The sequence below is a fragment of the Zarconia navalis LEGE 11467 genome (assembly GCF_015207075.1).
Taxonomy (GTDB): Bacteria; Cyanobacteriota; Cyanobacteriia; order Cyanobacteriales; family Geitlerinemataceae; genus Zarconia; species Zarconia navalis.
In genome coordinates this window covers 1-11,016 of record NZ_JADEXN010000115.1, presented here as the reverse complement: position 1 = coordinate 11,016, position 11,016 = coordinate 1, and the positions used below count along the sequence as shown (strand labels likewise).

General features: G+C 48.7%; 10 protein-coding genes and 1 pseudogene. 4 read left to right on the top strand and 7 right to left on the bottom strand.

Features of this window, described 5'->3' with window-relative positions:
- Positions 1-1,038, top strand: a 1,038-nt coding sequence (locus tag IQ235_RS08275) for an ATP-binding protein (RefSeq protein ID WP_264321007.1), incomplete at its 5' end; no start/stop codon positions are given.
- Between the two features lie 376 nt (positions 1,039-1,414).
- On the opposite strand, the gene IQ235_RS08270 is transcribed toward IQ235_RS08275, so the two are convergent.
- The 4 genes from IQ235_RS08270 to IQ235_RS08255 all read right to left on the bottom strand — a co-directional run bounded on the left by IQ235_RS08270 (position 1,415) and on the right by IQ235_RS08255 (position 4,062).
- Positions 1,415-1,690 carry a hypothetical protein gene (locus tag IQ235_RS08270; protein ID WP_264321006.1) on the bottom strand — a complete coding sequence of 92 codons (276 nt, stop codon included), beginning with the start codon at positions 1,688-1,690 and terminating at the stop codon, positions 1,415-1,417.
- Between the two features lie 148 nt (positions 1,691-1,838).
- Positions 1,839-2,222 (bottom strand): hypothetical protein, encoded by a 384-nt coding sequence (locus IQ235_RS08265; protein WP_264321005.1) that lies wholly within the window; start codon positions 2,220-2,222, stop codon positions 1,839-1,841.
- Between the two features lie 462 nt (positions 2,223-2,684).
- Positions 2,685-3,599, bottom strand: coding sequence for a tetratricopeptide repeat protein (locus IQ235_RS08260; protein WP_264321004.1), 915 nt, complete (start codon positions 3,597-3,599; stop codon positions 2,685-2,687).
- Positions 3,600-3,735: 136 nt separating this feature from the next.
- Positions 3,736-4,062, bottom strand: a complete 327-nt coding sequence (locus tag IQ235_RS08255; protein WP_264321003.1) for a (2Fe-2S) ferredoxin domain-containing protein — start codon at positions 4,060-4,062, stop codon at positions 3,736-3,738.
- Positions 4,063-4,346: 284 nt separating this feature from the next.
- Here IQ235_RS08255 and IQ235_RS08250 point away from each other — a divergent pair, with 284 nt between their 5' ends.
- Positions 4,347-4,814: a CBS domain-containing protein gene (locus IQ235_RS08250; RefSeq protein ID WP_264321002.1), complete on the top strand. Its 468-nt coding sequence runs from the start codon at positions 4,347-4,349 to the stop codon at positions 4,812-4,814.
- A 346-nt stretch (positions 4,815-5,160) separates the two neighbouring features.
- Positions 5,161-5,820: a phycobilisome degradation protein NblB gene (gene nblB / locus IQ235_RS08245; protein ID WP_264321001.1), complete on the top strand. Its 660-nt coding sequence runs from the start codon at positions 5,161-5,163 to the stop codon at positions 5,818-5,820.
- On the opposite strand, the gene IQ235_RS08240 is transcribed toward nblB, so the two are convergent.
- The 3 genes from IQ235_RS08240 to IQ235_RS08230 form a co-directional block, all read right to left on the bottom strand.
- On the bottom strand, positions 5,808-8,042 hold the full coding sequence (locus tag IQ235_RS08240; protein WP_264321000.1) for a primosomal protein N' family DNA-binding protein: 2,235 nt from the start codon (positions 8,040-8,042) through the stop codon (positions 5,808-5,810). The genes nblB and IQ235_RS08240 overlap by 13 nt on opposite strands.
- Positions 8,043-8,164: 122 nt before the next feature.
- A complete protein-coding gene (locus tag IQ235_RS08235) occupies positions 8,165-8,974 on the bottom strand; it encodes an alpha/beta fold hydrolase (protein ID WP_264320999.1) in 810 nt (269 codons plus the stop codon).
- 306 nt (positions 8,975-9,280) lie between these two features.
- Positions 9,281-10,183, bottom strand: a complete 903-nt coding sequence (locus IQ235_RS08230; RefSeq protein ID WP_264320998.1) for a PfkB family carbohydrate kinase — start codon at positions 10,181-10,183, stop codon at positions 9,281-9,283.
- A 2-nt stretch (positions 10,184-10,185) separates the two neighbouring features.
- On the opposite strand from IQ235_RS08230, the pseudogene rsmI reads away from it, so the two are divergent.
- Positions 10,186-11,016 (top strand): annotated as a pseudogene (gene rsmI / locus IQ235_RS08225) (16S rRNA (cytidine(1402)-2'-O)-methyltransferase); the annotation flags it as partial.

Genomic DNA, 11,016 nt, shown 5'->3' with positions numbered 1-11,016 from the left:
GAGTACGGTTGGGAAGCTCCCTGCGAAGGCAAGCAATTTAGCACCGTGAAGGGGTTGCGCCAGCTTTTCCCCTCCCAAGTACAAATCTACACCCTCGATCCGGAGTCTACTCGTCGCCGAGGCATTCGAGACGCACAAGAACTTTACCTCAGCTACGACCAAATTGATGTCGAAGACATGATGCTGGTACAGCGAGAGTTAAACCTTTCCGAAGCCAGCCTGGAAAATGCGATTATTCTGCGCACGGAGTTCGGGCGAGCGTGGATTACCCAACTCCTGGCAATGGATAACGAAGAGATTCAGATGTTTTGCGAGGAACGGCGGGGGAACAAGTCCTCGATTATGGCTTTGCAGCGCAAACTGATGCGGTTGGATGAGTTGAAGTATATCCGCAATACCTGCCCCAAAAACTACGTCAGCCAGATTTTAGACTCCCTCGAAGCTGGGAAACACGTCGTCATCGAGTTCGGTTCCCAGTCGAATATGCTGTCCTATATGTTGGCGGCAAACGTGATTACTCGGCGAATTCACGCCCACTACGTCGCCAAGTCGGAACGGTTCCTGCAAACGAAAAACCCCCTCGATCGTCCCCGTCAGTTGGTGATTACCATCGAAGAAGCCCACCGCTTTCTCGATCCGGCTTCAGTTCGCAGTACGATTTTCGGGACGATCGCCCGCGAAATGCGTAAATACTTCGTCACCCTCCTAGTTGTCGATCAGCGTCCCTCGGGGATCGATAACGAGGTGATGTCCCAAGTGGGAACCCGGATTACAGCATTGCTCAACGACGACAAAGATATCGAGGCAATTTTCACCGGAGTGTCTGGGGGGCAAAGTTTGCGATCGGTGCTCTCCAAACTCGACTCCAAGCAACAAGCCCTAATTCTCGGTCATGCCGTCCCCATGCCCGTGGTGGTGAAGACGCGCCCCTACGACGAAACATTCTACAGTGAAATCGGCGAAGCGGCCTGGGAAGAGATGCCCTCGGAGGTGGTGTTACCAGCGGCGGAGTCGGCGAAGGCAGATTTAGGATTTTGACGTGAGCCAATGCCTGCGGGGAACTACGCCAACGCTAAAGCAGCGGTCGTTTTCAGTAAGGTACGGTAAAGGAGGGCGGGTGCGCGATGCGATAATAAGCTGTAGGTTGGGTTGAAGCATGAAGCCCAACAACGATAAGGGCTTGCGTTAGACTTCGTTCCACGGGCCCAACCGCGCGAGATTGCAAAACGATCGAGACTTTTGTCAGTCAATCAGGGTATAGCAGGGAAAGGCGGGTGCGCGATGCGATAATAAGTCTCAGTCAGAGCATAATTTTTAGCTAAACCCGCCCCTACATTTTTGGTACCTTATAGCAATAAAAAACGTTGTAAATTGGTATTAAAACTCTAAATAAAAACGAATAATATTGCTTAGCTTAATTCCATACAATTTCGGATCGAAGCGCCAAAATCGCAATTAAACAAGCGGTATTCATAACACACCCAAGAGTGGGAAAAAGCCGATTTCTATTTTTATAAAACATTCCGGCAATTGCTAAACCCAGACCGATTAAAGCAAATAATAGGAAGAAAATATAGTCATCTATACCAAAAGATCTCAGGTTTAAATTCGTAATCAGCCAAAGTACGAAGAGTCCAACACAGAATGAGGCAATTCCCATTTTTGAATGGGATAATTTTGGCTCTGTCATATCAATTGCGACTTAAATGTAAATATTTTGTAGATTTCGATCGAGTTTTGTATTGCAAGCAACTCAGATCGAGATATCTATAGTCTAGCCGATCGATTTAGACGATTTTGAGGCGGACTCTAATATATAACATCGATCGCCTGCAATCTCAATGCTTTTTTGAAATATAGGCTTCGTACAGTAGGGGTAGTGCCCCGGTTCCTACCCCAGCAAAAAAAGTGAGAAATGAGGAAGGAGTGAAAACCGATAATGCTGCTTGATTTCCTACAAGTGCCGGGCGAATCATCAAAAATGCTATTAAACTAGCGGCATTGATAATACCTCCAAGAAGAGGAAAAAGCCGATTTCGATGTCTGTAGAACATTCCTGAAATTGCCAAACCGACACCAATTAAGGCAAATGTTAATATTGGAATATAGTCTTCTATTCTAAATTGTGCCTCTGCACTAAACACCATGAGCGGAAGTACGAGGAGACTAATGCAGAATGAGGCGATGCCCATTTTTGAATGGGATAATTTTGGCTTTGTCATATCGACCGCAACTTAAATGTGAATATTTTGTGGATTTCGATCGAGTTTTGTATTGAAAGTAACTAAGATCGAGATATCTACATTCTAGCCGATCGAATTAGACCATTTTGAGACTTACTCTAATGCTTAACATCGATCGCCTACAATCTCAAGGTCCGAACGAGCGAAAGATCTTGCGGAATTCGGTATCGCCAATTTGAGGTTATATTTGGCACTATAGAGAAGAACGATATTTCTCCAAAATCAAATTTTTGAAGTCCGTAGCTAAATCGCTCGATTTTCTAAAGGAGTCTAGAATCGATCGCTCATAAGTTACGACATCCTAGATAGATATCGGTGCGTTTCTACTCATTTCTCCTAGCCAAAAACCCATGTTTGCGAGTTCGCAGCATGGTTTTTTCCAGTGGTGAAGTAAAAACAGGGTAAGCATTCAGCCCTCAGCTTTATACAAACTAAAAGAGCTTAAAAACGGCTTAACTCTTGAATCGTTTCTAATACTGTCTGATATTGCCCGATTTCTTCTTGCCCTAAAAATAGATCGGCGGCTTCTTGCAAATCGATCGATGCGGCTTGACGATCGCCTAACAATACCTGTGCCAGTGCTCGATTGTAATAGGCCGAAGCGAAATCGGGATTGCGTCGAATGGCTTGAGTATAATCGAATATCGCCCCTTCTATGTCGCCAATTTGAGTGCGGGCAATGCCTCGATTGTTATAGGCTTGGGCATAGTTGGGGTCGAGTTGAATCGCTTGGGTATAATCCTCGATCGCATCTTCAATGTCGCCAATTTGAGCGCGCGCCATCCCCCGATTGTAGTAAGTATTTATTTTGTTGGGATTGAATTTGAGCGCTTGGTTGTAATCGTCGATCGCCCCCTCAAAATCTCCCGATCCGTAGAGCAAAATCCCGCGATTATTATAAATTTGGGGATCGAAGGGATTGATTTCGAGAGCTTCGGTGAGATCGTCAATGGCTCCCTCCCGTTCTCCCACAATTGCCCGCGCTAATGCCCGATTGTAGTAGCCTCTAAAATCGAACGGGTTTAGCTCCAGCAAACGATCGAAATCGGCGATCGCCTCGTCGTATTCCTGGCGGCGGGCTTTTTCAACACCCGATCGAAAGAAATTTTCTGGATCGATTGCTTCGAGTTCGGGGGTGCGTTCGAGTTCGGGGTCAATTTCGAGATCCGGTTCGATTTCGGAATCGAGGTCTAGATCGAGTCCAGGATTGGGTTCGAGTTCGAGATCCGGTTCGATTTCGATAACAGTTGGCAGCGTCTGAGCGATCGCTGGCGCTATTTCTAAGGCGATCGTTATCCCCCAAGCCAAGGCGATCGTTTTTACCCCTTTGAAGCGAATTGTGTATCCCTCTCTCATCTCTTCCCCTGGGCTGCTTCACTACACTGTATCGCGTTGGTCGTCTTCAATAAAACCCAGTTGAAAAATGTCGATCGCATGAAGTTGACGATTTAGCGAACCGCCGCGCTCGCGATTGAGAAAAACGAACCGCCAACTAAAAATACATTCGCAGATGAATGCGAGGATTGAGCTTTTCTTCCACCGGCTCTCCCCCTTTGATATGTTGCTCGACAATCTTGGGAACATCTTCCGGCTGGACTTGGCAATACCAGGTTTCATCGGAGGTGACGCGCACTGTCGGTCCCGAGCTGCATTGTCCCATACACTCGCTCCCTTCGACGGTAAAATCCGATAAAGCTTCGTTCTCAAAGGCTTTGAGAGTGCGAGCCGATCCCTGCATGGCGCACGAGCGATGCTGGCACACTAAAATACAAGGCTTTTCACCTTCCCAAAGCGATTCGCTAGCATTGACTTGGGCCATAATGAGAATCGGCTACATAAATCTTCACAAGTATACTGAGTATAACAAGTCTCAAAAAAGAGGCTGGGATAATAAGAATGTCCGAAGGCAACACCCGAGAAAATTTCGGGTCATCCCAAGAGCGAACTTCTCAAGTGTAAGCAGCATTCTCCTATCCGCATGGGGTGATGCTGCCAAGAGCACTCCACCATCGATCGTCTTTCAACCCCCGGCGGTGGAAACTCAGGATCGGTAACGGACAGCGGTATGATAGCCAAAGATGTCGATCGCAAATAATTTAAACGATGCCCAAAACCGTGGCAGATGTAATGAGCCGCGACCTCGTTACCGTAAAACCCCAAACCCCCATTCAAGAAGCCATAAAAATCATTGCCGAGCGTCGAATTAGCGGTTTACCCGTCATTGACGCTGAGGGTAATTTAGTGGGAATTCTCTCTGAAACCGATCTGATGTGGAGAGAATCCGGCGTTCCCGAACCCGCTTACATTACCATTCTCGACAGTGTTATTTACTTAGAAAACCCCGCTCGATACGAACGAGAATTGCATAAAGCCCTCGGACAAACCGTCGGAGAAGTGATGTCAAAAGGCTCGGTCGTGACGATAAAGCCAGAAGCCTTTTTACGAGAAGCCGCTCAACTGATGCACGAGAAAAAAATTAATCGGCTCCCGGTTTTAGATGAAAACGATCGCGTTATTGGCATATTGACGCGGGGAGATATTATTCGGGCGATGGCGGCTGAAGTGGAATAATTTTCCAGTCTTGAGAGCGATCGCTCGGTGGATGGTTTAGCTTGTCAAAATATTTATTTTCTCGACCTAAACTCACAGCCGATCGCTCAAAATAACGAGCGATTTTAGAAGAGGATGGATCTTCGACTTATCAGATCGATTTTCCCACAGCTTTCAACTAGAATATCTTCGATTTCTAGCAATCTATCCCTCACCCTCACTTAAAAGTGCGATTCTCTCAGTCTTTTCTAAAACGGTAAAGCGTAACTTTTTTCTTCCTTCTTTTTCGGGTCGTCGACCTCAATTTTATCAATGAGGTTTCACCCATTTTTTATCAAAAGCTCAACCCTCAAAATCAAATTTCAAAATGACGATTACTCCTGAGTCCGTTCGGCAACTGCTCGCCTCCGAAAATTTCGGCGATCGCATTCGCGGTATCAATCAATTAAGTCAACTCGAACCTGCCATTGCCTTCGAGCTGGTTCAACCTGTCATTTGCGACTCCAACGATCGCGTCAGGTACTCAGCGGTGAGCAAGCTTGCCAGTGTAGGCGCACAAAACCGGGGCGCATCCCTCGAAATCCTGCGCGACCGCTTGTATAACGATGCAGAACTCGATGTCAAAGCGGCTGCCGCCGATGCATTGGGTGCGCTCAAACTCACCGAAGCCCTCGAAGATTTGCAACAACTCTACCAATCTTCCTCCGATTGGATTATTAAGTTGAGCATCGTGGCTGCTTTGGGAAGCATGGAAGATACGCGCGGGTTTGATATCCTTCAAGATGCCCTCCAAGCTCCCGAAGAACTCGTACAGGGCATGGCCGTGGGTGCGCTCGGAGAACTAGGCGACGAGCGAGCCATTCCCCTACTGCTTCCCTTTGTCACCTGCGACGACTGGCAAATGCGCTTCCGAGTCGCTCAAGCTCTGGGTCGATTTGACGACGATCGCACCCGCGAGGCACTTACCACCCTGGCTGGGGATAAATCCGAGCAAGTGGCGCACGAAGCCAAAAGTCATTTGAGCTGAAGCACCTCTTCAAAAGCAAAATCTGGGGCGGCAAGCACGAACACGGTGGTGGGCAAACCGGCCGCAAATTCTTCGAGGCGATCGTAGTCCGAGGTGTAATCGCGATCGTCTTGTGGCTTCGCCATCCCCAGAAACACCAAATCGGCGTTGCAAGAGGATTCTTGCAAGATGTCTCGGAAAGGTCGATTTTCACCGACGATCACTTGAGGTTGTGCGTCGATGCGCCAGTTACCCAGCATTGCCTTGAGGTTGTTGCGGGCAGCTTCCGCCGCGCTTTCGTGAGGAACCACGAGCTTGATAAAAACTTGCGCGCCTCGCCATCCGTCACTGGTTCGGAGCAAATGCGCCAGTAATAGCATCAAACTACCGTTGGCTTGCAGTCCTCCCCACCAAACATCGATCCGCTGGCGTTGAGCGAACTCTTCTTCGCGATCGTCGCGCAAAATGACGACGTTGCACTGGGATTTATGTAAAGTGGCGATCGTCTGACAATAGCGCTGTCGGTGTTCGGCTTGCTGCGTGTATCCCAGGACGATCGTATCGGGAACCAGATGACCCAGACCGTAAATTTCCACCAATCGCTCCGCCCCTTCAAAGGGATCGGGAGCCGTAATTAAGCGCACGAGACCTTGGACCCCTCGCTTGTCTAAATAGTCCCGTATCTTCTCTTCTAAGGCGCTCTGCTGAGCCATATCCCGCGAGCCACTTGGCAGGATGCTCGACACGGTCATTAACCCGCGATTGTGAGTAAAGCTGGCAGCCAGGTCGATCAACGCCCAGCGCCGCATCGGCGCGCCGGACAAAACTAAGATATGGGGTCGCCAAGATTTTGGGTCGGGGGTGCTGCTGAGGCTGAAAATCCCCGTTCGTACCACTTCCATCCACAATCCCCGACGCACGTCACCCCAAGTGCTTTGCAGTTGTCGATTTTCCAGCCACAGGTAAATCCCCAGGACGCAGATCGCCGAGACAACCGCTGCTAAGGGGTTAATGAGCAACATCACCCCAATACAGCCGATCGCCCCGAGGAGAGAAAAGAACCAGGGCACTTTAAACGTCGGGCGAAAGGAAGGGTTTTGCAAGAATCCCTCAATGGCTGCGGTCAGGTTCAACACCAGGTAGGTACTCAGGAAAAACATCGACAGTACCGGTGCGATCAGGTTCAAGTCGCCGATACAAACCGCAGCGATCGCTACTCCCAACGTCACGAAGGTGGCCAGGCGCGGTTCGTCGTCGGGACCGCTGCCGTTACCCAACACCCGCATCGGGCCCGGTAAAACCCCATCTCGGGCTAAGGCTTGCAGCACTCGGGGTGCACCCAAGATGCTACCCAAGGCACTCGATAGCGTTGCTCCCCAGACCCCTAGGAGGATGGCAAAGGGAACGAATGCGGTATCTCGCATCACCAGGGAGTTATCAGCCAAAGTCATTGCTGAGGCACGGCTGGCTAAAACGAAGGGCAAAATCATATAGACGATGTATCCCGTTCCCACCGCCGCCAGGGTTCCGACGGGAATGGAACGGGAGGGATCTTTGAGATCGCCAGACATACTCACCCCGGCCATAATCCCGGTAACGGCGGGGAAAAATAGGGCAAAAACAGACCAGAAGGGGGCCGGTTCGGCCAGGGCAGATCCCCAAGCCTGAATATTCGTAGGTTCGATGGGTTTGCCGAAAGAGAAGGACACCAGGGAAAAGACGATCGCCGCCATGATGAAATATTGGGTGCGCACGGCAAAGCTGGCGGATTTGACGGCGACGACGGTAACGAGGATGGTGGTTCCCAGAGCGATCGCCGTTGCATTGAGGTTGGGAAAGGCAATGACGACACTCTCGGCAAAACCGATGGTATAAAGGGCGACGGAAATGGCTTGGAGTAAGGGGGTGTAGTAGTAGCTGGCGACTTGTTCGAGGAGTTGCCAGTAGTGGGGGGGAAAGAAGCCGCGACTGACGATATCTTCGATGAGTTTAATGCGATCGGGGGCTAAATCTTCCGGCAGGCGATCGAGGTGGCGAATGGCGATCGCCCCGACTTGTTGCGCTCCAAAGGGAACGCTTAAAATATCCCCCGGCTGCACGTCTAAATCGGCGGGCAATCCGTAGGTAAAAAGTTTGTCTGTGCCGCCCTGAGAGTCTACCAATACTTCAACGTATCGAGGGCTGCTAACTCCGTAGGTGGCGATGGGTTCGCAGACGGTAGATGTCGCGGCAGTTACGAGCATGGGGAGATCGGGCGAGGGACTGTATGCAGGGTAGCATATCGGTTCGCAGTTCCATTGATACGACGGATCGCCTCGGATGACATCAACATTCTTGGCGATCGGGAAATCCTTTCCCCTTCAGCTTAAGTCGGAGAATCGAGCGATTCTCTTTGGAGGAATTCAAGGACGTATCGATCGAATTCAACTGGGTTCACGAGATTCGAGGGATCTATTGAGTTTTCTAAGATGACGAATTGAGAGTTGGGTAATGAATTGGCGATCTTTCGGTTGACTTCAATAAACCATTGACCTAGCTGAGCACCGACAATCACTAAAGTTGGGAGCGTGATGGATTTCAATTTTTCTAAATCATCAATTTTATTAATCGCTTTTCTCGCCAAAATCATCTGGTTTAGATCGAGATTTAAACTGACTTTTTGAAAATAGTCTCGAGCTGGCTGCGCGTAGCTTTGGCTGTAATTCAACTCCATTCCTTTTGACAAAAACTTCTTTCCCAAAAATTTGAACAGATTAAATCCAACAACAGCAGAGAATCCCAACAGCTTCTCTTTGTAAGTTTTAAGTTCACTAAATGAATCAACGACGATCGCTTTTTCGACCTTATCTAAGTAATTAACAACAAACGATTGAGTAATAACACCCCCCATACTGACTCCAATGAGAGTACATTTTTTGATATCGTGCCTCTCTAGAAGCCAGTTAATTTGATTGTGCCAATCAGACAAGGTAATATGGCTTAATTTTGACGATCGCCCATGACCGAAAAGGTCGGGTACTAGGAGATGATACCCCCGATTTGCATATTTTTTCATTTGGGGTTGCCACATCCCGCAGTCGGCACCGATACCGTGTAATAAGACTAGGGTTTTAGCGCTTCTATTGCCTAATGTTTGATAGTAGGTTTCAGTATTGTCTGGATTTTTGAGTATCAATTTTTATCTCTTTGTAAAATGACTCAATTCGATCGGTCTTCAACTGTAATAAGTTTCAAGTCATAAGTCATAAGTCATAAGTTTAGCTCAGGCTTAAAATTAGAAGATTCAAAAAATAAATTAGGTTTAAACTTTTTCTTCATGAATCAAGAGGCTTCATACCGTTCGATCGGGTCTAATAGGTACTACTTATTACTTCAGCCCCGTTGGGCTGTAGCGATTCAACAAATAGAAGCTATCCGTATAAATATTTCGATCGCACTCTGCCATTTCGGCGAGCTGATAAGCGATCGTGGAGAGATCGGTTTATCTATCGATCGAACTACGCCAATTTCGCGTCCCGAAACTCTCGCAGGAACGAGCGGCCACTCGTGCCGCATTCTTCAGCGCTTCAGCAAATTTTTGTTGCAAAATATAAGAACAAAACGCACCGTGAAAAATATCTCCCGCGCCGAGGGTATCGACTGCTTGAATCGGAGAAACGTCTACTTGAAATCGTTTATCTTGACTAAACACTTCAATGGGTTTTTCTCCATAAGTAATGGCAATATTTGGGATATCTAAATTTTGTAAATAAGTAAATACATCATCACCTTTTAAATTTTTATTAGCATCAGAATATATGAGATCGGTCGGTGGAAAAAAGTTAGCCGAACAAATAGCGTAGTCGGCAAAATTCAACACCCGATCGAATCCCGGCTTCCAACTGCCACCATCTATAACCACCGGAATTTCTCGCACTTTTGCTTGTCGGGCGATCGCCTCGCTCAGTTCCATTTGATGCCCGTCCATCAGAACAATATCGATATTTTGCAATGCATCATTTTGGATATTTTGCAAGCATAAGTCATCAGAAAATTGTGCTTTCGTTGCATTAGTCGAAATCACCGATCGCTCTCCAGTCGATTGCGTTACCACGATCGAGGAAACTGTGGGCGGATCGGCACGATCGGGTTGCAAATCGATAATTTCCACCCCACAACCTTCTAAGTCCGATCGAATCAACTCGGCGATCGGGTGGCATCCCAACACCCCCATCACCGTTGCCCGATTTCGATGGGCCGCAAACGCCACTGCGGCGTTGGTGGCTGGGCCTCCGGCTGCTATAGTGCGATCGGACGCGACGACTTTTTGGTTGGCTCTGGGAAATCGCTCGACTAAATAGACCAAATCGAGGGTAATTGCCCCCACAAATAAACCGGTTTTCATCCATGCAAGAGAACGCTGCTGGTTCGTTATACATCGTGGGAACCCCCATCGGCAATCTGGAAGATATGACTTTTCGGGCGGTACGGGTGTTGGGGGAGGTGGATGCGATCGCCGCTGAAGATACCCGCCATACGGGCAAACTCCTGAAGCATTTCCAGATTTCCACCCCGCAAATTGCCTATTACGAACACAACCGAACCCAGCGGATTCCTCAATTGCTCGATCGCTTGTTAGCCGGGGAAAGCATCGCCCTGGTGACGGATGCAGGAATGCCGGGAATTTCCGACCCCGGCTACGAACTCGTCAAAGCTTGCGCGCGTTGAGTGCCTCGGGGATTGCCACCGATCGCTTTTTCTTTGAGGGGTTTTTGCCGACGAAAAACAAAATTCGCTCCTCGCGGCTGGAACTGCTCAAATCCCAAACTTGCACCCTGATTTTATACGAAGCGCCCCACCGTTTGCGCCAAACCCTGGAAGATTTAGCGAAGATATTGGGAGGAACTCGCCCCATTGCCATCGGACGGGAGTTAACCAAACTACACGAAGAATTTTGGCGAGGAACCTTGGATGAAGCGATCGCATACTATACCCAGAAAGCACCTCAAGGAGAGTTTACCCTGGTGGTTGCGGGGGCGACACTTTCGATGCCCACCCTAACCGAAACGGCGATCGTCGAAGAATTGACCGCCTTGATGGGGCAAGGAATTTCCCGATCGCAAGCTAGCCGACAACTCGCCCAAAACACCGCCCATTCTCGCCGGGAACTGTACGAAATTGCCTTGGCGATCGAGTTTGAATCGAATAGACCTTTGGGGAAAAGAGGGAACGGGGAAC